A 21,599-nucleotide genomic window follows, 5' to 3' on the forward strand; every position below is an offset into this window, starting at 1 on the left:
AACCGCCCGCATGTTCGGATCAATCTCTATGCCCTGAATACTGTCGACGGGAAGCCAATTTTTTGTGTTCGCCTGTGATGGAATAGGCTGTAACAAAACGTCTCTTCGAACCGTATACGATCGATGCGCGTCGCATCGCTTCATCCGGCAGCGTACCGGATTTGGCCTTCGCGGTAGTGACAGGTTCCGTCGATTGGATTAGGACAATTCCAAACAGCAGCGATCGCCTGGCCCGCAAGCTCCACAGCAGCCCGCTTCGCCTGATATTTCCGATACGTCGAGGAAGACACCGATGCCAGCTTACCGTTCCAGAACCACGACCCACGGCCGCAATATGGCTGGCGCACGCGGCCTTTGGCGCGCCACGGGCATGAAGGATTCGGATTTCGGCAAGCCGATCATTGCGGTGGTCAATTCCTTCACCCAGTTCGTGCCTGGCCACGTGCACCTGAAGGACCTCGGCCAGCTCGTCGCCCGCGAAATCGAGGCTGCCGGCGGCGTCGCCAAGGAATTCAACACGATTGCCGTCGACGACGGCATCGCCATGGGACATGACGGCATGCTCTATTCGCTGCCCTCGCGCGAGCTCATCGCCGACAGCGTCGAATACATGGTCAATGCCCATTGCGCCGACGCCATGGTCTGCATCTCCAATTGCGACAAGATCACCCCCGGCATGCTGATGGCGTCGTTGCGCCTCAATATCCCGACGGTCTTCGTCTCCGGCGGTCCGATGGAGGCCGGCAAGGTCGTTCTGCACGGCAAGACGCATGCGCTCGATCTCGTCGACGCGATGGTCGCTGCTGCCGACGACAAGATCTCCGATGAAGACGTCAAGGTCATCGAGCGTTCGGCCTGTCCGACCTGCGGCTCCTGCTCCGGCATGTTCACCGCCAATTCCATGAATTGCCTGACGGAAGCGCTCGGTCTGTCGCTGCCCGGCAACGGCTCGACGCTCGCCACTCATGCGGACCGCAAGCGCCTGTTCGTGGAAGCCGGTCACCTGATCGTCGATCTCGCCCGCCGCTATTACGAGCAGGACGACGTCAAGGCGCTGCCGCGCACCATTGCCTCCAAGCAGGCCTTCGAGAATGCGATGGCGCTCGATATCGCCATGGGCGGTTCGACCAATACCGTCCTGCATATCCTTGCCGCCGCCCATGAGGGCGAGGTCGATTTCACCATGGCCGATATCGACGCGCTGTCGCGCCGCGTGCCGTGCCTGTCGAAGGTCGCGCCCGCCAAGAGCGATGTGCATATGGAGGATGTCCACCGCGCCGGCGGCATCATGTCGATCCTCGGCGAACTCGATAAGGGCGGTCTGCTGAACCGCGATTGCCCGACCGTGCACGCCGAGACGCTCGGCGATGCGATCGATCGCTGGGATATCACCCGCACCAACAGCGAAACCGTCCGCAACTTTTATCGCGCCGCCCCCGGCGGGATCCCGACCCAGGTCGCCTTCAGCCAGGAAGCCCGCTGGGACGAGCTCGACACAGATCGCCAGAGCGGCGTGATCCGCTCGGTCGAGCATCCGTTCTCCAAGGACGGCGGCCTTGCCGTGCTCAAGGGCAACCTCGCGATCGACGGCTGCATCGTCAAGACAGCAGGCGTCGATGAATCGATCCTGAAATTCTCAGGCCCGGCCCGCGTCTTCGAAAGCCAGGATGCTTCGGTCAAAGCGATTCTCGCCAACGAGATCAAGGCCGGCGACGTCGTCGTCATCCGCTACGAAGGCCCGAAGGGCGGCCCCGGCATGCAGGAAATGCTCTATCCGACAAGCTATCTGAAGTCGAAGGGCCTCGGCAAGGCGTGCGCGCTTATCACCGACGGCCGCTTCTCCGGCGGCACCTCCGGTCTCTCGATCGGCCACGTCTCGCCGGAAGCGGCAAATGGCGGCACGATCGGCCTCGTCCGCGAAGGCGACATGATCGAAATCGATATCCCGAACCGCACGATCAGCCTGCGTGTCAGCGAGGCCGAACTCGCCGCCCGCCGCACCGAGCAGGACGGGAAGGGCTGGCAGCCCACAGAAGTCCGCAAGCGCAATGTCACGACGGCGCTCAAGGCCTATGCCGCTTTCGCAACAAGCGCCGACCGCGGCGCCGTCCGCGATCTGAACGCCCGCTAGGCAACTTGAGCATCCGATTGAAAGTCAGCCGCCAACCGGCCGCCTTCACAGCGGCCGGTTGACGTTTTTATAGGTTTCGCCGAGCTGCTTCATCCGCTCGTCGTAGGCAGCCTCGATACAGGCCGCGTCGGCCCCGCATTCCTGCCGCTTCTTCAGCCAGGCGGTCTGTTCGTCCTGCAATGTTCCGCGGGAGCCCATGGCCAGCAGCCCGGAGAGCAGCTCGAAGGTCGTCACCATCTTCACATCGGCATCATTGAGTGCGCGGTTGTCGCAGATAACCTTTTCATCCGGCTTCAATTCCTTCGCATCGCAATCGAAGCTCGCCGACCATGCGAGATCCGTTGTGAAAACCAGGATCGCCAAACCCAGAGCGGCCGACATTCGTGTTGTCATCATCATCTTCCTCTGCTGCCGATCAAATCAGCTTGCGCACTGCCAGAGCCAGGAAGATGATGCAGGTGAGCCAGACGACAAGGATGAAGATCAATCCGGCCCGGCTGGAAGGCTGTTCGATCCGCCTTGCCGCCTCAACGCGAAGCGCTGCCATCACCTCTGCCGGAACAAGACGTGTCGCCAGCAGGATGCCGAGCGGAACGATGACGAGATCATCGAGATAGCCGAGCACGGGAATGAAATCGGGGATCAGATCGATTGGCGAAAGCGCGTAGGCCGCAACGGCGCCGGCCACCGCTTTCGCATACCACGGCACGCGCGCATCACGCGCGGCCAGCCACAGCGCAACGATGTCACGCTTCAGTGACTTCGCCCAGGTTTTGGCTTTTGATATCAGGTGCATGGTCAAACTTCCTGAATCAAATTGACAGCGGGTTCAAGACATTCCCTTCCCTTGTTCTTCCATGCTTCCGCCCTCTTTCCTTTCTAGCGTCGTGCCGCAGAACAGGATGATTTTAAGCCGGTACGGCCTAAAGTCTGAATCCTGTTCGCAACTAAATAGTTAGAGCATGATGTCGTCCGAAAACCGCTCACAGTTTTCGGCATCATGCTCTAAAACGTTGCTCAAGAGGATTCAAAAGGGATACCCATGCAAGGCCTGTTCAAGCGCGCCTCCGTTTCGCTGTTCGCTCTCATGCTCGTTACGCCGGTCGCGGCCCATGCGCAGACGGCAAAGACCGTGCCCGAGAGCCAGATGCAGATGCAGCTCTCCTTCGCGCCGCTGGTCAAACAGACCTCGGGCGCCGTCGTCAACGTCTACGCGGAAAAGATCATCCAGCGCCAGTCGCCCTTTGCCGGCGATCCTTTCTTCGAGCAGTTTTTCGGTCAGCAGATGCCGAACCGCTCGGAAAAGCAGTCTTCGCTCGGTTCCGGGGTCATCGTCGAGGCGAATGGCACCGTCGTCACCAATAATCACGTCGTCGAAGGCGCCGACGACATCAAGGTGGCGCTCTCGGATGGCCGCGAATTCCCCTGCAAGGTGGTGCTGCGCGATGACCGCCTCGACCTCGCCGTCCTGAAGATCGACACCAAGCAGAGCTTCCCAACGCTGCCGATCGGCAATTCCGATACCGTCGAGGTCGGCGATCTCGTGCTGGCGATCGGCAATCCCTTCGGCGTCGGCCAGACGGTGACGAGCGGAATCGTCTCCGCACTTGCCCGCAACCAGGTGGTCAGGAACGAGTTCGGCTTCTTCATTCAGACCGACGCCTCAATCAATCCGGGCAATTCCGGCGGCGCGTTGATGAACATGAAGGGCGAGCTGATCGGCATCAACACCGCCATCTTCTCGCGTGGCGGCGGCTCGAACGGCATTGGCTTCGCCATTCCGGCCAACCTCGTCAAGGTCTTCCTCGCTTCCGCCGATGCCGGTGTCAAATCCTTCGAGCGACCCTATGTCGGCGCAAGCTTCGATGCGGTCACGTCGGAAGTCGCCGAAGCGCTTGGGCTCAACAAAGTGCTCGGCGCGCTGGTCGTCAAGGTTTCGGAGGGCGGGCCGGCGGCAAAAGCCGGACTGAAAGCCGGCCAGATTGTCACTGCCGTCAACGGCATCTCGGTCGAGCATCCCGACGCACTGCTCTATCGCCTGACAACGGCCGGCCTCGGCAAAACGGTCAATCTTACCGTCATCGACAACGGCCACGAGGAGCAGTTGTCGCTGGCGCTTGCGCGCGCGCCGGAGACTTCACCGCGCGATCAGCGCATCATTGGCGGGCGCACGCCCTTTACCGGCGTTGTTGTCGAGAATCTTTCGCCGCGCGTCGCCGACGAGCTGCGCATGCCGGCTGAATCTGCCGGCGTCGTCGTTTCCGATGTCAAGGAGGATTCGCCGGCTGCCCGTCTCGGTTTCGAGCCCAAGGATATCATTGTCTCGATCAATGGCACGGAAGTGAAGTCGACCAGCGAACTTGTCGAAATTGCCAACAGCGACCCTGGCCTCTGGCGTGTGGAGATCGAGCGCGATGGGCAGCGGATACGGCAGTTCTTCCGATGAGCAATGATCTCTTCGCGCCGCGCGTTCCGGAGGAGGTTGCCGCCAGGCGGCCGCTCGCCGACCGGCTGCGGCCGAAGACGCTCGCCGATGTCACCGGTCAGGAGCATCTGACCGGTGAGGACGGCGTGCTGAGAAGGATGATCGAAAGCGGTTCGCTTGGCTCGATGATCTTCTGGGGGCCGCCCGGCACCGGCAAGACGACGGTGGCGCGGCTGCTTTCGGGCGAGGCGGGGCTGGCCTTCGAGCAGATATCGGCGATCTTTTCCGGTGTCGCCGACCTGAAGAAGGTGTTCGAGGCGGCCCGCATGCGCCGTATGGACGGACGTCAGACGCTGCTGTTCGTCGATGAGATCCATCGTTTCAACCGCGCCCAGCAGGACAGTTTCCTGCCCGTGATGGAGGATGGCACCGTCATCCTCGTCGGCGCCACCACCGAAAATCCATCCTTCGAACTCAACGCCGCTCTGTTGTCGCGCGCCCGAGTCCTGACCTTCAAGTCGCATGACGAGGAGAGCCTGGAGGAATTGCTGAAGCGCGCCGAAGTGATCGAGCAGAAGCCGCTGCCGTTGAGCGAAGAGGCGCGCGCCAGCCTGATCCGCATGGCCGACGGCGACGGCCGCGCGGTGCTGACGCTTGCCGAAGAGGTGTGGCGTGCCGCGCGCGAGGGCGAGAGCTTCGACACCGAAGCGCTGACGCGCATCGTCCAGAGGCGGGCCCCCGTCTACGACAAGGCGCAGGATGGCCACTACAATCTGATTTCGGCACTGCACAAGTCGGTGCGCGGTTCGGATCCTGATGCCGCGCTCTACTATCTCGCCCGCATGTTCGATGCCGGCGAGGATCCGCTCTATCTCGGCCGACGCCTGGTGCGCATGGCGGTGGAGGATATCGGCCTTGCTGATCCCCAGGCGCTGGTGATCTGCAACGCCGCCAAGGATGCTTATGATTATCTCGGTTCGCCTGAAGGTGAACTGGCGCTGGCGCAGGCCTGCGTCTATCTCGCGACCGCGCCGAAGTCGAATGCCGTCTATACCGCCTTTAAGGCCGCCACCCAGGCCGCAAAAGAGAACGGCTCGCTGCTGCCGCCGAAGCATATCCTCAATGCGCCGACGAAACTCATGAAAGGCGAAGGTTACGGCGAGGGCTATCGCTACGATCACGACGAGCCGGATGCCTTTTCAGGCCAGGATTACTTCCCAGAGAAGATGGGCCGGCAGACCTTCTACGATCCGCCGGAGCGCGGCTTCGAACGCGACATCCGCAAGCGGCTGGAATGGTGGGCGAAACTGCGCAAGGAGCGCAATCCGCGCTGACGCGTTCGCGCTGTTCGGTCGGCGAATGGGGTTCAACCGCCAAGGGCGATCGCGATTGCCACCAGAAGCAATCCGAGACAAGTCATCGTCATCCCGGCATGAAGAGGCCTGCCTCCCGAAAATTTCGCCCAAGCATAACCCGTCACAAACAGCAGCGCGATGAGAAACAGGTTGCTGATCCTCAGGGCAAGATGCGCGTTGTCTATGAGAAGAAAAGGGGTCACTGCCGGAATGGCGGTGATTGAAACCAGAAAGAAGACTGCGATTGCCGCAATGAAATCACCTTTCGGAAGGGAAGCCTTCACAGGATCGGCCCGACATGCGAGTGCCAGGAGAGATCGATAGAGTGCGTCCGCGTCGGCGGCTTTTGCGGAAAATGGCGCTTCTTCTATAGGGAATTCTTTCGCGAGCATCTTGAGCGCTGCAGCCTCGCTTCTGGTGGTTTTAATCTGCCGAAAAAGGCGCAGCCGCCTGCTCTTGTAAAACGTCGTGCCCAGAATGAACAACACCGCGTCAATAATCCCCCAAGCGACGTTGCATCCGATTGTTGCGACGACCAACTCGGGGACATCTAACCCTTCTTCTTCAAAAACAAGCCTCGAACCTACCGTCAATGTCAGCGCCATGATCAATCCGAAAAGAACTTCGCCGAGTGCATCGCCGGGATCGATGATATCGGTGATACGATCGATCGCGCTCGAAGTCATGGGCTGTCCCCCAGGTGATGAAGATCGTAGTCTGCTGTTTTTTCTCCGCAATCAGGCCACGACTGGGGAGCCGACTTTCAGCTAGCGGCGCGGGTAAGCCTCGCGACCGGAAAATTGTGACCGACGTCGCGGCTTAATTCATTGATCGCGATCAAGATCGGAACGATTGGGGTATCGTGATCAACGGTTTTCGGCAGGGCACGTTCTGCGCTTGCTCTTGCGGCTCCGAGCGATGCGCGATGTTGCAAAGCTCAGGAAGGCCGCGGCGTCCTCTGATTGACCGGCGCGGCGATCACCTTGACGGCAGATTCCGCCAGCCCGTGATGGCCTTCCATGTCGACAACGACATGCCAGTGGCCGCTTTCCGGGACGGCAAGCTTGACCGGCGATTTGCGCGCCACGCCGCCGATATATTTGAAATCGAGAACCTCGGTGAAGCGCTGGAAGTTTGGCGCCGTCATCAGACGAACATTGTTCACCGCATTCAGCGACACCTCGACGATCGTTCCGGCGCGCTGTTCCTTGAGATCGTAGTGGGTGAAGCGGAAATTCGGTTTCGGCATCGGTCTCGCGGCGTCTGAAATCTTTACGACGAGATTTTACCAGCATGCCGGTTAACGAAAAGTTGGAAGTCGGCCTGTCGGCCTATGCCTGCGTTTTCCCGCTACGCGGAAAACATGCGCCGAAGGTTCAGAGCGCCGAGTAAACGATGTAAAGTTCGACGCAGGCGGGCACGATGCTGAAGGCGATCAGCGCCCAGGCGGTGCGCTTTCGCGCATCTGCCGGTTGCCGCGTGTGATCCTGTGTGGGCGAAGAGGCTGGAAGGCGGAGGACATGATATTTCGCATGGCGGTTGACGTTTGCAGTGACGGTGAGAGTCTACCGCCGGCTGCGATAGGAAAGCCATTCGGGGCGAAGGGCAAAAACATAGGAATGGCATAAAGGCCGATGTCAGAAATTTCGAACCGCGGTGTCGGAAAGGGATGATCGGCGCCGTCCTTGCGATATCCAAGCAAACATGGAGCAAGGACATGTCGAAGATGACGCTGATTTCGATGATCGCAACGGCCACGGCATTCCTAGCCGTGCCGGATATCTCGGCCGCCGGCAGCGCTACGCCGGTTGTAGAGGATAAGAAAACCATCGCGCCGATCGTCAGGAAGGGAACGCTGCCGGTCAACGGCATCGACTATTACTACGAGATCCGCGGGGAGGGCGAACCGCTGCTTCTGCTTCACGGCGGTCTGGGGCAGATCGAGATGTTTACGCCCATCATGCCGGTTTTCACGGACCACCGGCAGGTGATTGCGGTCGATCTGCAAGGCCATGGCCGCACGCCCCTCGGCAAGCGGCCGATCGAGCTTCCGGCAATCGGCGCCGACCTCGCAATCCTGGTGAAGCAGCTCGGTTACGACAAAGTCGACGTCTTCGGATATTCCTTCGGCGGCGGGGTGGCGTTGAACATGGCGGCGAACGCGCCGGATCGCGTGCGCCGGCTAGTAATACTCTCCGCCCCCTATGCGCAGGACGGTTTCTTTCCGGAGATGCTGCCGCAACAGGCCGCTGTCGGTGCGGGCATGGCCGAGATGATGAAGGACACGCCGATGTTTCTCTCCTACAAGGCGGTGGCGCCCGACGATTCCGAGTTTCCGAAGCTGCTCGACGCCATGGGCGCGCTGATGCGCGAACCAAACGATTATGGCGATGCGGTCGAGAAGCTCTCGATGCCCGTCATGCTCATCTACGGTGATGCCGACATGATCCGTCCGCAGCATATGATCGACTTTTACCACAAGCTCGGCGGCGGTTTGCGCGATGCCGGCTGGATGCGGGAGAACAGGTCGAAGAACCGCCTGGCGATCCTGCCCGATCTCACCCACTATGAAAGTTTTGCCTCCACCCTCATGGCGAACGTTGCCATGACCTTCCTCGACGGCGGCGGCAAGCCCCCGAACTGGGCCGAGCAGATCGGAAAATAGGCAACGGCGGCCGGCTTCCCTGGCCGCTTCCCTCTACACTCAGTTGCCGCGTTGGTTTTCCCTATCCAACTGCGCCACCAAGGCCAGGATCGTTTCCGAGACCGGCGTCGGTACGGCAGTCAGCCGTCCAAGCGCCACCAACATGCCCACAAGAGGTGTGATTTCGAGGGCCTTGCCGCCCATCAGGTCCTGCAGCATCGATGTCCGCACGCCGCCAATATGGCGCGACTGTTCCAGCCGCTGCTCTACGCTCATGCCGAATCGTGCGCCCAGCGCCTCGCCGACGGCGCGCACCTCGTTCATGATTTTACTGACCATATCCATTAGCGCCGGATCCGCCAGGATGTCCGTCATCAGTGCCCGTGTCAGGGCGCTGATCGGGTTGAAGGCGGCGTTGCCCATCAACTTGCTCCAGATTTCGTTCCTGATTTCCGAAGTCGTCATGATGTTGAGGCCGGCGCCGGTCAGCGCTCCGGCGATCACCTCCAGGTCCGCAGACATTTCGCCGGAGGGTTCGCCGAGTATGAAACGCCCGTTATGAGAAAGCTTGGATCTCGCCCGGATTGACCACTTCCGCACCCTGATAGGCGACGCAGCCGATGACGCGTTCAGGCCCGATCAGCCGCCAAAGCTTTCCGCCGGGATCAAGCTCTTCGAATTGCAGCTCCGCATGTCGGCTGCCGGTATCGCGATGAAAATACCACCACGGAATGCCGTTGAGGATCATGACAATGCGGGTGTCCCGCTTGAGGAGACTGGCGATCCCCTCGGCGGCGGATGTCAGCTGATGTCCCTTGAGGCCGGTGATGACGAGATCCTGCGACGGCAATGTCTTGGGATCGTCGGTTGCGGTCAGGCGCACATTGAAGGGATTTTCAGCATCGGCCTGGCGCAGGCTAAGGCCGTTGCTGCGGATGGCATTGAGGTGCGCCCCGCGTGCAACGACGGAAACGTTAAAGTCGTTATCAGCCCTGCTTGCCAGTTTGGCAGCGATGGTGCCGCCGAGCGCGCCGGCACCATAAACACAGATGGTCTTGATGGACATGCATTGCCTCTTCGTGGTGACGATCTCATTTACATCTAGGCCATCCCCGGCAGGAGGCGAATGCCAATTTGCCGCAAGAGGATCTTTCAAGCCGTCACCACGGTGCCGCCGCCCATATCCCGACATCCGGATGCGGTGGCATTCGCCTTGCCTTTCAGGCCACAGCCGTTGCATCGCGCGAATAATCCGTAGAGACGGCAAGCTCACGCCAAATGGCCAGTTCCTTTTCGACACTCGCATGCTGCGCCTCGATCATCGCAACCGTATCGCTGCCGAATGGCATGCGCAGCGGCGGGTTGGCCGAGTCGACCATCGTCATGATGCCGACAGCGAGCTTGGCGGGATTGCCTGGCTGGGCGTGATTGGCGTCGGCAGCGAAATCGCGCATGTTTCCGGCCGGCGTGCCTTGGTAATCGGCGATGGAGGCCGGGCTGACCGCCAGCGATGTATCCGAAAGAAAATCTGTACGGAAGAAGCCGGGTTCGATGATCGTCACCTTGATGCCGAAAGGTTCGAGTTCGGCGGCCATGGATTCCGACAGCCCTTCGACGGCGAATTTCGTCGAGCCGTAGATGCCCCAGCCGGGATAGCCGAAATAGCCGCCGATCGAGGAGAAGTTCAAGATATGACCGGAGCGCTGGCGGCGCATATAGGGCAGCACGGCGCGTGTCACCTTCAGGAGACCGAAGACATTCGTGGCGTAGAGCTTTTCGATTTCTTCGGCCGTGGCTTCCTCGACGGCGCCGAGCAGGCCGTAGCCGGCGTTGTTGGCGAGAACGTCGATGCGGCCGAAGCGGCCGATGCCGGCAGCTGCCGCCTCTTTCGCCTGAGCCTCGTCAGTGACGTCGAGGGCAACGGCAAGCAGGTTTGGATGATCGCCAAACTGCGCGGTCACTGTCTCAGGGTTACGGGCAGTGGCAATCACGGCATCGCCGGCTGCGAGTGCTTCCTTGGTCATCAACGCGCCGAAGCCGCGGGATGCACCAGTAATGAACCAGACTTTCATGGCAAATTCCTTTTTCGACCGTTCGTTTCGTGCGCCGCATCTCTGTGCTGACGGCTGAAATTTGACCGAAAATCATTTGATGTATAAGATTCGTTATTGTCGAAATTATCATGAGCCAAATTCAGCAATGCGCGCTACCGAATTGTCCGAACTCGCGGCCTTTGCGGCGGTCGCCCGGCATAGGAGCTTCCGAAAGGCAGGTGAAGAGCGGGGAGTGACCGCATCCGCCGTCAGCCATGCTGTCCTCAATCTCGAAGATCGGATCGGCATTCGCCTGCTCAACCGAACGACCCGCAGCGTCTCGCTGACGGAGGCCGGCGAACTCCTGGTTTCGCATCTCGATCCGGCCTTCGGCGAGATGGCGGCGGCGCTCGACGCGCTGAACCGCTACCGCGACACGCCCTTCGGCAAGGTCAGGATCAATGTGCCGAATTCAATCGGTCCCTTTGTCATCGGCCGCGTCATTGCCCCGTTGCTTCAACGCAATCCTCATCTGCAGCTGGAGATCAACGCCACCGACAGGCTGGTCGATATCGTTGCGGAGGGTTTCGACGCCGGCATCCGTTTTGGCGAACGCGTCACCGAGGGCATGATCGCGCTGCGCATCAAGCCGCGTATCCGCTTGGTCGTCGTCGGTTCGCCCGCCTATTTCGAGACCCGTTCGAAACCGGCAACGCCCCACGAACTCAAGCGCCATCTCTGCATCCAGAATATGTTTCCCTCTGGAGCGCGTTACGCCTGGGAGTTCGAGAAAGATGGTCAGACGGTGAGCTTTCAGCCGACCGGGCCTCTGTCGCTCGACGATCACGAACTGATGATGCAGGCAGCGCTTGGAGGCGTCGGTCTTGCCTATATCTGGGAGCCGCGCGTGGAAAGGGCCATTGCCGAGGGCGAATTGATCCAGGTGCTCGACGATTGGTGCCAGCCGGAGGAACCGCTTTATCTCTACTACCCGAGCCGCCGCCACATGTCGGCAGGCTTCAGGGCGGTCATCGCCGCGATCAGGGCGGACTGAAGAAGGGGATTATTGTCCGTCTGCGGGGCAAAATCGTTGATATCAACGAGCAGCTTTTGTGGGCGAATGGCCATCGGCACGCATGGCCGCGATCGTCTGAAGCGCCTGAAGATAAACCGCCAGATCGCGGGCCGGATCGGCCGGAAAAGTGGTTGTGCGAAATACCTTGCCTCCGGTCGCCTCGACGCCTCCGTCGATCATCAGATTGTCGGCCATGCCGTGATTTTCGATCGCGATACCATCCGGCCCACGTGGACGCCCGCTCGTTTCGTCGATTTCGAGCCCTGCATACCAGATCGAACGAACACGCAGCCCGTAATCGTCGGGGTGATTGGTATAGGCGAACACCGCTTTTTCCAGTGCGATCATGAAACCGATCTCGTAGACCGTGCCCGGGTCGGCGCTGACGCCTCGAAAGGGCGTGATATTGGCAAGGCAGATATCGGCTCTACGCATGGCGGTATCGTTGCGTGCGTAGATCTCGGCGGCCGTTCGCTTCACCGGCGTCTGGTTCTCGTCGCTGCCGGGACCGGTCGGCTCGAAACCGAACTGGCGTGCCAATCGGCGTTTTTCCGCCATGATGGGCATGGCATCGGGAAGAAAGACTTCCGGGCCGGCGAGGTAAATGGTGGTCATCGCTATCCTCTGCTAAGCGCGAGCTCAAGCGCCGGGGCTGAGGGCGCAGCCAGGCACGGAGTCCATTTCCGACGGAAGCGAAGCAAATAGCAAGCCGCACTGGGCGGGAATTGTCCATTTTTTGAGGCGCAGCCTGGGAGATATCAGCGGGCGGGCGACGGGATTTTCATTCCTGGCGCTGCGGAAGGATGGTCCTTCGACCGCCGGCCGCTTCGGGGAGAGCATCGAGATGATGCGGACGAAATGAAAAAGCCTGGGGTTCGCGCCCGGCATCCTTTTGACTCCGGTGGATGAACTGGCCAAAGATGCCCCGTGGCCAGCGTCGTCGGGAGAGGTTGATGAACGGTCGGATTTTGATAGCGGCTATTCGAGGCAGAGCGCGGCTTGCAGGTCTGTTCGGCGTTTTGGCCGCAACGCTGCTGCTGACAGCGGCGGCGGTGGCGCAGGACCTGGGGCCGCAAAGCCAGGCCTCGCGTCAGCAGGTCGAAAAACTGCTCGGTCTCTGGAAAGATCACTTTGCCGGAGCCGAGAGCCTGCAGCAGCGACGAACTGCTTTCAAGGCGCTGATGGAAACGACGCCTGGGCCAACGCGCATCCAGGTTCGGCAGGTCGATGCCGACGGCGTCGATGCCGAGTTGATCTGGCCCGCCCGTCTTCATCATCCGATCGGTCAAAGGGTCATTCTCTATATTCATGGCGGCGGCTTCTCCAGCGGTTCGATCCGCACGCATAGCCTGCTTGCTGGTTCGCTTGCCAAGGCCGCGTCCAGTGACGTTCTCCTCATCGATTATCGATTGATGCCCGAATATGGCTATCCCGCCCAGATCAACGACGCGCTGACGGCCTATCGCTGGCTTCTCGACAACGGCTATCGCAGCGAAAACGTCGTCGTTGCAGGAGACGGCGCCGGCGGCAATCTCGCGCTCGAGACCGTACTGCGGCAGAAGCAGGCGGGAAAGCCGTTGCCGGCGGCAGTGATTGCGCTGAGCCCGATCACCGACCTTGCCGCGACCGGCGGATCGATGACATCGAATGCCGGAAGCGATCCGTTGGTCGACCGCGCCGCGATCGAGACTTTGCGCCAGGCCTATCTCGGCAGCCGGTCGGCGACCGATCCCCAGGCATCGCCGCTCTATGCCGACCTGACGGGTTTTCCGCCGCTGCTGCTGCAGGTCGGCTCCGGTGAAGTCCTGCTGGACGACACGCTGCGGCTCGCCGACAAGGCGCGCCAAGCGGGGGTTGACGTCACTGCCGAGGTCTGGCCGGGCATGCCCCATCAATGGCAGCTCTTTCCCTCGCTGCTCGATGATGCCGATCGCTCGAGCCAGAATATTGCCGAGTTTGCGATCCGGCATTTTGCCGACAAGCCCCAGGAATAAGGCCGCAAGGGCAGGCGGCGGCCTCTTGGCCTTGCATCACTGCGATCTGCCCCCCGACGGCGACGGCGCGAGAGGCCTCTCGACCTCGCGCCCGACGCTGAGCGTCTTTCGCACATTCGGTTCCAACCGCTCTATATAGGCGTGGTCGGGTGCGGCTCCTAGTGCGTCCAGCATTTTCGAGAAGAAGCACCTGGCCGCCGCTGCAGCTGTGACGTCGAAGACTTCGGCATCGCTCAGCCCGTATTTCTTCAGCCCGTCTATATCCTGTTGCGTGACCGAGGTTGCGTCGCGCGCCACTTTGGCGGCGAAGGCCATGACAGCCCGTTCACCGGCATCGATCGGCGCCTTCTCCGTCTCATTAACGACGGCCGTCAGCCCCTCGCTGGTAAAGCCCTCGCGCAGCAGCACGGAGCCGTGCGCCAGCATGCAATAAGAGGATTTCAGTTCCTTGGCTGCGGCCAGCGTCACCAGCTCGTAGCGCCGCAGGCTCATATGGCCGCGAATGCTCGAAAGCAGCGCTGCCCAGCTCTCCATCACCTCCGGCCGGTGACCGAAGGCGCGGTACATATTCGGCAGATAACCATAATTCGCCTCGGCAGAGGCGTACATCGACGTCGTCTTTTCGCTGACCGATGCGTTGGGGGTGTGAATGAAAGCCATGGCATGTCCTCCTCTATTGCGAGAAGGATAGGGTAGATCTGCCGGACAGCAATCCTGATGCATCAGTTCGAGCCGGCGCCGTCAGTGGCGAATATACCGGCCATGCCGAACACGTTGAAAGCCGAAGCATCGGGCAGCGTCGTTGCTCGCCGCAATGTCGCCGCTTCTCTTGATTGGAAGGATGACGGTGAACGTCGATCCGCATACTTTTGCACTTCGCACTTCCATCGAGCCGTGGTGCAGCTCAACGATTTGCTTCACAAGATTGAGGCCGATGCCCCTTCCGGCAATTCCCGTCGAAGTCCGGGTGCGGAAGTAACGTTGAAACAGCCGGGGTAGATCTTCGGCATCGATCCCCACTCCGTCGTCACTGATCGCAACCTTGACGTGGCCCGTCTTCTCCCAAGCCGCGACACGAATTTCGGAGGTGCCGGGCGCATATTTGACGGCATTGGAGAGCAGGTTGGTGAAGACTTGGGTTAGGGTGTGGGATCGGCATCGATGAATTTCGGCAGCCTGTCTATGTCAAGCACGAAGCTGTGCTCCTTCGAGATCGTCGAGCAATTCCAAGGAGAAGCGCGCCGCGTTTCTGCTTTTCCTAGCCGAGCTGGGCCAGTTGCTCGTCAAGCAGATCAAGTCTGTCTTCGCCCACCTCGCTGACATCACTCGGCAGGGGGTCGCCGGACCGCGATTTAAATCGTTCCAAAAACGAACTTCCGTTAGCGGCGTCGTAACGACGGTAGAAACCGAATGAGCTAGGGTATTCCGTTCAAATACCTCTTGACATTTTTGGAACGTTCCAAATAAATGAGCGTCAGTTGGCGACAACGTCGGGGAGGACCAAGTGAAAACGACGCGGGTGACTGTCATCGACATTGCGAAGGCGGCCGGCGTCTCAAAGTCGACGGTATCGCTGGTGCTTCAGGGCTCCTCGCTCGTCAACGAAGCAACGCGCGCCAAGGTCAATGACGTGATGCGGGAGCTCGGCTACGTCTACAATCGCGGCGCAGCCAATCTCCGGCAGGCCGGCGCTAAGTCGAGGATTATCGGCGTCGTCGTGAACGATCTGACGAACAGCTTCTTTGCGGAGCTGGCGGTTGGTGTCGATATGGTCGTTCAGTCGGCCGGTTTCGTGCAGTTCCTGTCGAACACCGGCGAGAGCATCGACAGGCAGCGCGAAGTCGTCGCATCGATGCGCGAGCACGGCATTTCCGGTCTCATCGTTTCTCCGGCACGTGCCACCGATGCCTCCGACTTCAAGCCTCTGGTGGCGGCAGGCATTCCTGTGGTGGTCGTCGTGCGTAGCCTGCCCGGCGCCAAAGTTTCGTCCATCGTCTCGGACAACCGGGCCGGCATGACATCAGCCGTTCGACACCTGGTGGGGCTGGGCCACAAGCGCATCGCCTTTCTCGGCGGCTTCCCCGACACCGCCGTCTTCGATGACCGTCTTGCCGGTTACCGAAGCGCAGTCGAGGCGGCCGGGCTCGGTTACGACGAAGGGCTCGTCATTGCGTCCGCGCCCTCGCGGGCAGGCGGGGTGGAGGCGATCGGAAAAGCGATCGCTTTTGGCAACCAGCCCACTGCGGCCGTCTGCTTTAACGATGCCGTCGCCTTCGGGGTTTGCGACGGATTGCGTGCGCGCCGCCTGGAGCCTGGCGCCGACTTCGCAGTCGTCGGCTTCGACGACGTCATCGAGGCTCAGGCAGCAGTTCCCGCGCTGACCACCGTCTCGGTCGATCCGCAGGGTATTGGGCGGCGGGGCGCGCAGATGCTTCTCAAGCAGATCAACGCCGGCAAGGCTGAGGCGGAAATGGTGACGACGGCCGTTCGGCTGGTTGTCCGCGACAGCTGCGGAGCCGGTAAAGCCATGCCGGCGGCGGCCGGCACGGCGTGAAAATTGAAACAGGATTCCGAGTGACGCACATGAAGAAGCATCTCCCCCCAGCCGAAGCAGCGGCACTGATCCCGGACGGGGCTGTCGTGACGGTGTCTTCTTCAAGCGGTCTCGGCTGTCCTGATCTTATGCTGAAGGCGATCGGCGAGCGTTTCGAGGAGACCGGCCATCCCCTTGGCATCACGACCCTTCACCCGATCGCGGCCGGCGACATGAGCGGCATCAAGGGTGTCGACTATATCGCCAAGAAGGGCTTGCTCAAGCGCATCATCGGCGGTTCCTATCCATCGGGGCCGTCCTCATCAGAACCGCCGCTGATCTGGCAGATGATCACCGGCAACGAGATTCCGGCCTATAACATCCCCTCCGGCATCCTGTTCGATATCCATCGCGAGGCCGCTGCAAAGCGGCCGGGCGTCCTGACAAAGGTCGGCATCGATACCTTCGTCGATCCCCGGCGGCAGGGCTGCGCAATGAATGAACGGGCGTCGGACGATCCAGTGGTCAAGCGCGTGAGCTTCGAAGGGGATGATTGGCTGTTCTTCCCCTCGATCGTCCCTCAGGTCGCCATCATCCGCGCCACCACAGCCGACGAGCGCGGCAACCTCACCTATGAACATGAAGGCGCCTATCTCGGCGGCCTCGACCAGGCGCTTGCCGCCCGCAACAATGGCGGCATCGTCATCGCGCAGGTCAAGCGGATTACCAAGGAAGGCTCGCTGAAGCCGCATGACGTCCGGGTGCCGGGGATGCTCGTCGATTATGTGATCGTCGATCCCGATCAGAAGCAGACGACGCAAACCGGATATGATCCGGCAATTTCGGGAGAGATCTTCAGCCCGCTCGATAGCTTCAGCGTTCCGGAATTCAACGTTCAGAAGGTGATCGCGCGCCGCGTCGCGCAGGAGCTCGAGGCCGGAAGCTGCGTCAATCTTGGCTTCGGCATCTCGGCCAACGTGCCGCGGATCCTGCTGGAGGAGGGGCTGCACGGCGCCGTCACCTGGGTCATCGAGCAGGGGGCGGTCGGCGGCGTGCCGCTGCTCGACTTCGCCTTCGGCTGCGCCTCCAATGCCGACGCCTATATGCCGTCTCCCTATCAGTTCACCTATTTCCAGGGCGCCGGTTTCGATGCGTCGCTCCTGTCCTTCCTCGAGATCGGCAAGGACGGATCGGTCAACGTCTCGAAGCTGTCGTTCCGGCCGCATGTGACGGCCGGCGCCGGCGGCTTCGTCGACATCACGGCGCGGGCGAAGAAGATCGTCTTCTCAGGCATGTTCAACGCCGGAGCGAAGCTTTCGATCGCCGATAGGGCTCTCGTCATCGAGAAGGAAGGCAAGTTGAAGAAGCTGGTGAACGAGGTCGAACACGTCACCTTCAGCGGCGGGCGGGCGATCGAGCAGAGACAGGATATCACCTATGTCACCGAGCGGTGCGTGATGAAGCTGACGCCTGATGGAATCGCGTTGACCGAAATCGCTCCCGGGGTCGATCTTCAGACCCACATCCTCGACCAGTCCGAGTTCCCGCTGATCGTCGCGCCGGATCTCAAGGTCATGGACGCCGCACTCTTCCGAGAGGCTGAGATCGGCCTGTCGCTTCCGGCAAAGAAGGCGCGGACGCTGGAGGGTACCTTCAATGGCTAGCGGAACGATCAAGATCGATTTCGAAGGACATGTTGCGACCCTGACGATCTCTCGGCCGGAGAAGCTGAACGCGCTCGATCTCGACATGCTGAAGGCTTTGCAAAACGCGGCCGACGCGGTGGAGGCGAACCCGAAAGTGCGCGCTGCCGTTCTTACCGGCGAGGGAAAAGGCTTTTCAGCCGGCGGCGATATCAAGGCGTGGGGCGGAATGTTGCCGCAGGAGTTCGGCCATGCCTGGGTACGGCACGGTCACCGTATCTTCGAAAGGCTGGCGACGCTCCGGGTGCCGCTGGTCGCGGCCCTGAACGGTCACGCCCTCGGAGGCGGACTCGAGCTTGCGGGCGTCGCAGATATCCGGCTTGCGGAGGAGCAGATCAGGATCGGCCTGCCGGAAACTGGTCTTGGCATGGTCCCGGGCTGGTCCGGGACGCAGCGTCTCGTGCGCCGCTTCGGTGCGCAGGTCGTCCGGCGCATGGCGCTCGGCGGCGAGATATTCACCGCCGAGGAGGCGCGACTGCTCGGCATCGTTGACGCGGTCGTTCCATCAGGAAATGCATTCGCCGCTGCCAGGGAATATGCGGAGCGGATCGCCGCACGGGGACCGGCCGCCATTGAGATCGTCAAGCTGATGATCGCATCGGCGAACGGCGAAGACAACGGAACTGCGGTCGAAGCCTTGGGCTCGATCCTCGCCGCCAAGACCGGCGATCTGAAGGAGGGCGTCGCCTCGTTCAGCGAGAAACGCCCGGCAACATTCAAGGGAGAATGGTAATGACGGTTCTCGTCAGCCCCACCGCACTGAGCAACCACCAAGCGCGCGATTTCAGGATGTTCATCGACGGCAGATGGGAGGCCGGCGCCTCCGATCCGATTGAACGGGTCGCGCCAAGCCATGGTGTCGTGGTCAGCCGGTTTCCGACCGGCAGCAGAAAGGACGCCGAGCGCGCCATCGCCGCCGCACGCAAGGCCTTCGATCTCGGGCCGTGGCCGCGAATGACCGCCTCCGAACGTTCCGCCATCCTTCTGAAGGCCGCCGATCTGATCACGGCGCGAGCCGAAGAGATCGCATTTCTCGATGCGATCGAGGCAGGAAAGCCGATCACGCAGGTACGGGGTGAGATCGCCGGCTCTGTCGACATCTGGCGCTATGCGGCGGCCCTTGCTCGTGACCTCCATGGCGAAAGTTACAACACGCTTGGCGACGGCACGCTCGGCGTCGTCCTGCGCGAGGCCATCGGCGTGGTATCGATCATCACGCCCTGGAATTTCCCGTTCCTGATCGTCGGCCAGAAGCTGCCATTCGCGCTGGCTGCAGGCTGCACAACGGTCGTCAAACCCTCGGAACTGACCTCGGGATCGACGCTCGTGCTGGGCGAAATCCTGCAGGAAGCCGGCGTTCCCGATGGTGTCGTCAACATTGTCACCGGCACGGGACCTGAGGTCGGCGCGGTCATGACGTCTCATCCCGACGTCGACATGGTCTCCTTCACCGGCTCGACTGGTGTGGGAAAGCTGACCATGTCGAACGCCGCGCAGACGCTGAAGAAGGTCTCGCTGGAACTCGGCGGCAAGAACCCGCAGGTCGTCTTCCCGGATGCCGATCTCGAGGCTTTCATCGATGCCGCGGTTTTCGGCGCCTATTTCAATGCCGGCGAGTGCTGTAATGCCGGTTCGCGGCTGATCCTTCACAAATCCATCGCCTCCGACGTCGTCAAACGGATTGCCGAACTGTCGAAGGACGTGAAGGTCGGCGACCCGCTCGATCCTTCGACGCAGGTCGGCGCGATCATCACGGCGCAGCATCTGGAGAAGATATCGGGATATGTCGCCGGCGCCAGAAGCAGCGGTGCGAAGGTCGCGCTTGGCGGTGAGAGGCTTGACTTCGGCATGGGGCAGTTCATGTCGCCGACGATCCTCGAAGCGGTCACGCCTGACATGGCGGTGGCACGTGAGGAGGTCTTCGGCCCGGTCCTTTCGGTGCTGACATTCGAAACGACTGCCGAAGCGATCCGTCTCGCGAATTCCATCGATTACGGCCTGTCGGCCGGCGTCTGGAGCCGGGATTTCGATACCTGCCTGACCATCGGCCGATCGGTGCGGGCAGGCACGGTCTGGATGAACACCTTCATGGACGGCGCCTCGGAACTGCCCTTCGGCGGTTACAAGCAGAGCGGCCTTGGCCGCGAGCTCGGCCGCCATGCGGTGGAGGATTATACGGAGACCAAGACGCTGAACATGCACATCGGCAAGCGCACCAGCTGGTGGATGCCGCAGACGGAAAAGCCGGCCTAACCGGCAATGAAGCTACGCCTGAGGAGGGCGGGTGATTGGTGCGGGAATGGGTCCCGCATCTTCCAAACGGGAACTGGGAGGTTCTTCGATGAATAAGTTTCTGACCACGACTGCCGTGATCGCATTGGCTTTGGCCGGCGCTCATGTGTCCGCTCGCGCTGCGGATGTGAAGGAAGTGCAGATGCTGCACTGGTGGACGTCTGGCGGCGAGGCGGCGGCCTTGAACGTGTTGAAGGAGGATCTGTCGAAGGAGGGCTTTGCCTGGAAGGACGTGCCGGTGGCCGGCGGCGGCGGTGATGCGGCGATGACGGCGCTGAAGGCGATGGTGGCGGCCGGTACCTATCCGACGGCCTCGCAGATGCTCGGGTATACGGTGCTCGATTATGCTGAGGCCGGCGTCATGGGCGACCTGACGGAGACGGCCAAGAAGGAAGGCTGGGACAAGTCGGTGCCGGCGGCACTGCAGAAGTTCTCCGTCTATGACGGCAAGTGGGTCGCAGCCCCGGTCAACGTGCATTCGGTCAACTGGCTGTGGATCAACAAGGCTGTCATGGACAAGATCGGCGGCAGTGAGCCGAAGACCTTCGACGACCTGATCGCGCTGCTCGACAAGGCGAAGGCTGCCGGCGTCATCCCGTTGGCGCTCGGCGGCCAGAACTGGCAGGAAGCGACGATGTTCGATTCGATCGTGCTGTCGACCGGCGGGCCGGAATTCTACAAGAAGGCCTTCAACGACCTCGACGAGGAAGCGCTGAAGTCGGAGACGATGAAGAAGTCCTTCGACAACCTCGCCAAGATCGTCAAATATGTCGATCCGAACTTCTCCGGCCGCGACTGGAACCTGGCGACCGCCATGGTCATCAAGGGTGACGCGCTGGTGCAGGTGATGGGCGACTGGGCCAAGGGCGAATTCGTCGCCGCCAAGAAGACGCCGGATACCGACTTCCTGTGCTACCGCTTCCCCGGCACCGACGGCAGCGTCATCTACAACTCCGACATGTTCGGCATGTTCAACGTTCCCGACGACCGCAAGGCGGCCCAGGTGGCGCTGGCGACGGCGACGCTGTCGAAGAGCTTCCAGTCGGCCTTCAACGTCGTCAAGGGATCGGTGCCGGCCCGCACCGACGTTCCCGACACCGACTTCGACGCCTGCGGCAAGAAGGGCATCGCCGATCTGAAGGCGGCCAATGAGGGCGGCACGCTGTTCGGTTCGCTGGCCCAGGGTTACGGCGCCCCTCCGGCGATTGCCAATGCCTATAAGGACGTCGTCTCGAAGTTCGTCCACGGCCAGATCAAGAGCTCCGACGAAGCCGTGACCCAGCTGGTCCAGGCGATCGACGACGCCCGCTGAGACGAGGCCGATGACAATGCTTCCCCGCGTCTTCGCGGGGAAGCGTCAGACTCCGCGACGAGCAGGCGGAGACGGATCGGCAAGGCCGATCCTGCGGGAAGG

General features: G+C 61.4%; 18 protein-coding genes and 2 pseudogenes. 11 read left to right on the forward strand and 9 right to left on the reverse strand.

All coding sequences use genetic code 11. The features are described from left to right. Positions 1-292 precede the first annotated feature (292 nt). Positions 293-2,131, forward strand: a complete 1,839-nt coding sequence (gene ilvD / locus J0663_RS17455; protein WP_207241620.1) for a dihydroxy-acid dehydratase — start codon at positions 293-295, stop codon at positions 2,129-2,131. A gap of 45 nt (positions 2,132-2,176) precedes the next feature. On the opposite strand, the gene J0663_RS17460 is transcribed toward ilvD, so the two are convergent. Both J0663_RS17460 and J0663_RS17465 read right to left on the reverse strand, forming a co-directional pair. Beyond that, on the reverse strand, positions 2,177-2,527 hold the full coding sequence (locus J0663_RS17460; protein WP_207241621.1) for a lysozyme inhibitor LprI family protein: 351 nt from the start codon (positions 2,525-2,527) through the stop codon (positions 2,177-2,179). A gap of 19 nt (positions 2,528-2,546) precedes the next feature. Then, positions 2,547-2,927 carry a YkvA family protein gene (locus J0663_RS17465; protein ID WP_207241622.1) on the reverse strand — a complete coding sequence of 127 codons (381 nt, stop codon included), beginning with the start codon at positions 2,925-2,927 and terminating at the stop codon, positions 2,547-2,549. 246 nt (positions 2,928-3,173) lie between these two features. Between J0663_RS17465 and J0663_RS17470 the strand changes: the two genes are divergently transcribed. Then, the gene (locus J0663_RS17470) at positions 3,174-4,577 is read left to right on the forward strand and encodes a DegQ family serine endoprotease (RefSeq protein WP_207241624.1); all 1,404 of its coding nucleotides are present in this window, start codon (positions 3,174-3,176) and stop codon (positions 4,575-4,577) included. After that, positions 4,574-5,890, forward strand: coding sequence for a replication-associated recombination protein A (locus J0663_RS17475; RefSeq protein WP_207241626.1), 1,317 nt, complete (start codon positions 4,574-4,576; stop codon positions 5,888-5,890). The genes J0663_RS17470 and J0663_RS17475 overlap by 4 nt, the downstream gene beginning before the upstream one ends. A gap of 32 nt (positions 5,891-5,922) precedes the next feature. Here J0663_RS17475 and J0663_RS17480 read toward each other — a convergent pair whose 3' ends face one another. Further along, entirely contained in the window at positions 5,923-6,597 is a 675-nt protein-coding gene (locus tag J0663_RS17480) for a VIT1/CCC1 transporter family protein (RefSeq protein ID WP_207241627.1), read from the reverse strand. Positions 6,598-6,848: 251 nt separating this feature from the next. Then, positions 6,849-7,160: a DUF1883 domain-containing protein gene (locus tag J0663_RS17485; protein ID WP_207241629.1), complete on the reverse strand. Its 312-nt coding sequence runs from the start codon at positions 7,158-7,160 to the stop codon at positions 6,849-6,851. Between the two features lie 420 nt (positions 7,161-7,580). Here J0663_RS17485 and J0663_RS17490 point away from each other — a divergent pair, with 420 nt between their 5' ends. Continuing rightward, on the forward strand, positions 7,581-8,576 hold the full coding sequence (locus J0663_RS17490; RefSeq protein ID WP_207241630.1) for an alpha/beta fold hydrolase: 996 nt from the start codon (positions 7,581-7,583) through the stop codon (positions 8,574-8,576). A 39-nt stretch (positions 8,577-8,615) separates the two neighbouring features. Here J0663_RS17490 and J0663_RS17495 read toward each other — a convergent pair. Beyond that, positions 8,616-9,621: pseudogene (locus J0663_RS17495) on the reverse strand (ketopantoate reductase family protein). Between the two features lie 154 nt (positions 9,622-9,775). Further along, positions 9,776-10,627: an oxidoreductase gene (locus J0663_RS17500; protein ID WP_207241638.1), complete on the reverse strand. Its 852-nt coding sequence runs from the start codon at positions 10,625-10,627 to the stop codon at positions 9,776-9,778. Between the two features lie 127 nt (positions 10,628-10,754). Between J0663_RS17500 and J0663_RS17505 the strand changes: the two genes are divergently transcribed. Next, positions 10,755-11,642: a LysR family transcriptional regulator gene (locus J0663_RS17505; protein ID WP_207241640.1), complete on the forward strand. Its 888-nt coding sequence runs from the start codon at positions 10,755-10,757 to the stop codon at positions 11,640-11,642. A gap of 42 nt (positions 11,643-11,684) precedes the next feature. Here J0663_RS17505 and J0663_RS17510 read toward each other — a convergent pair whose 3' ends face one another. Next, positions 11,685-12,278, reverse strand: a complete 594-nt coding sequence (locus tag J0663_RS17510; RefSeq protein WP_207241642.1) for a nucleoside 2-deoxyribosyltransferase — start codon at positions 12,276-12,278, stop codon at positions 11,685-11,687. Between the two features lie 404 nt (positions 12,279-12,682). Between J0663_RS17510 and J0663_RS17515 the strand changes: the two genes are divergently transcribed. After that, complete coding sequence (locus J0663_RS17515; RefSeq protein WP_207244531.1) at positions 12,683-13,657, forward strand: alpha/beta hydrolase; 975 nt, start codon at positions 12,683-12,685, stop codon at positions 13,655-13,657. Between the two features lie 36 nt (positions 13,658-13,693). Here J0663_RS17515 and J0663_RS17520 read toward each other — a convergent pair whose 3' ends face one another. Both J0663_RS17520 and J0663_RS17525 read right to left on the reverse strand, forming a co-directional pair. Beyond that, the gene (locus J0663_RS17520) at positions 13,694-14,317 is read right to left on the reverse strand and encodes a carboxymuconolactone decarboxylase family protein (RefSeq protein ID WP_207241644.1); all 624 of its coding nucleotides are present in this window, start codon (positions 14,315-14,317) and stop codon (positions 13,694-13,696) included. A gap of 81 nt (positions 14,318-14,398) precedes the next feature. After that, positions 14,399-14,877: pseudogene (locus tag J0663_RS17525) on the reverse strand (sensor histidine kinase); the annotation flags it as partial. Positions 14,878-15,161: 284 nt separating this feature from the next. On the opposite strand from J0663_RS17525, the gene J0663_RS17530 reads away from it, so the two are divergent. From J0663_RS17530 to J0663_RS17550, 5 genes are all read left to right on the forward strand, one after another. Then, positions 15,162-16,211, forward strand: coding sequence for a LacI family DNA-binding transcriptional regulator (locus J0663_RS17530; RefSeq protein WP_207241645.1), 1,050 nt, complete (start codon positions 15,162-15,164; stop codon positions 16,209-16,211). Between the two features lie 29 nt (positions 16,212-16,240). Further along, entirely contained in the window at positions 16,241-17,854 is a 1,614-nt protein-coding gene (locus J0663_RS17535) for an acyl CoA:acetate/3-ketoacid CoA transferase (RefSeq protein WP_207241654.1), read from the forward strand. Next, complete coding sequence (locus tag J0663_RS17540) at positions 17,847-18,626, forward strand: enoyl-CoA hydratase/isomerase family protein (protein WP_207241656.1); 780 nt, start codon at positions 17,847-17,849, stop codon at positions 18,624-18,626. Before J0663_RS17535 ends, J0663_RS17540 begins: the two co-directional genes overlap by 8 nt. Beyond that, a complete protein-coding gene (locus tag J0663_RS17545; protein WP_207241663.1) occupies positions 18,626-20,146 on the forward strand; it encodes an aldehyde dehydrogenase family protein in 1,521 nt (506 codons plus the stop codon). Before J0663_RS17540 ends, J0663_RS17545 begins: the two co-directional genes overlap by 1 nt. 88 nt (positions 20,147-20,234) lie before the next feature. Next, entirely contained in the window at positions 20,235-21,497 is a 1,263-nt protein-coding gene (locus tag J0663_RS17550) for an ABC transporter substrate-binding protein (protein ID WP_207241665.1), read from the forward strand. The last annotated feature ends 102 nt before the right edge of the window (positions 21,498-21,599 follow it).

It is taken from the genome of Rhizobium lentis (assembly GCF_017352135.1).
In the GTDB taxonomy this organism is placed as follows: Bacteria; Pseudomonadota; Alphaproteobacteria; order Rhizobiales; family Rhizobiaceae; genus Rhizobium; species Rhizobium lentis.

Coding starts and splice junctions, on each gene's coding strand:
- ilvD (WP_207241620.1), top strand. CDS start 293: ATGCCAGCTTACCGTTCCAGAACCACGACCCACGGCCGCAATATGGCT.
- J0663_RS17460 (WP_207241621.1), bottom strand. CDS start 2,527: ATGATGACAACACGAATGTCGGCCGCTCTGGGTTTGGCGATCCTGGTT.
- J0663_RS17465 (WP_207241622.1), bottom strand. CDS start 2,927: ATGCACCTGATATCAAAAGCCAAAACCTGGGCGAAGTCACTGAAGCGT.
- J0663_RS17470 (WP_207241624.1), top strand. CDS start 3,174: ATGCAAGGCCTGTTCAAGCGCGCCTCCGTTTCGCTGTTCGCTCTCATG.
- J0663_RS17475 (WP_207241626.1), top strand. CDS start 4,574: ATGAGCAATGATCTCTTCGCGCCGCGCGTTCCGGAGGAGGTTGCCGCC.
- J0663_RS17480 (WP_207241627.1), bottom strand. CDS start 6,597: ATGACTTCGAGCGCGATCGATCGTATCACCGATATCATCGATCCCGGC.
- J0663_RS17485 (WP_207241629.1), bottom strand. CDS start 7,160: ATGCCGAAACCGAATTTCCGCTTCACCCACTACGATCTCAAGGAACAG.
- J0663_RS17490 (WP_207241630.1), top strand. CDS start 7,581: ATGATCGGCGCCGTCCTTGCGATATCCAAGCAAACATGGAGCAAGGAC.
- J0663_RS17500 (WP_207241638.1), bottom strand. CDS start 10,627: ATGAAAGTCTGGTTCATTACTGGTGCATCCCGCGGCTTCGGCGCGTTG.
- J0663_RS17505 (WP_207241640.1), top strand. CDS start 10,755: ATGCGCGCTACCGAATTGTCCGAACTCGCGGCCTTTGCGGCGGTCGCC.
- J0663_RS17510 (WP_207241642.1), bottom strand. CDS start 12,278: ATGACCACCATTTACCTCGCCGGCCCGGAAGTCTTTCTTCCCGATGCC.
- J0663_RS17520 (WP_207241644.1), bottom strand. CDS start 14,317: ATGGCTTTCATTCACACCCCCAACGCATCGGTCAGCGAAAAGACGACG.
- J0663_RS17535 (WP_207241654.1), top strand. CDS start 16,241: ATGAAGAAGCATCTCCCCCCAGCCGAAGCAGCGGCACTGATCCCGGAC.
- J0663_RS17540 (WP_207241656.1), top strand. CDS start 17,847: ATGGCTAGCGGAACGATCAAGATCGATTTCGAAGGACATGTTGCGACC.
- J0663_RS17545 (WP_207241663.1), top strand. CDS start 18,626: ATGACGGTTCTCGTCAGCCCCACCGCACTGAGCAACCACCAAGCGCGC.
- J0663_RS17550 (WP_207241665.1), top strand. CDS start 20,235: ATGAATAAGTTTCTGACCACGACTGCCGTGATCGCATTGGCTTTGGCC.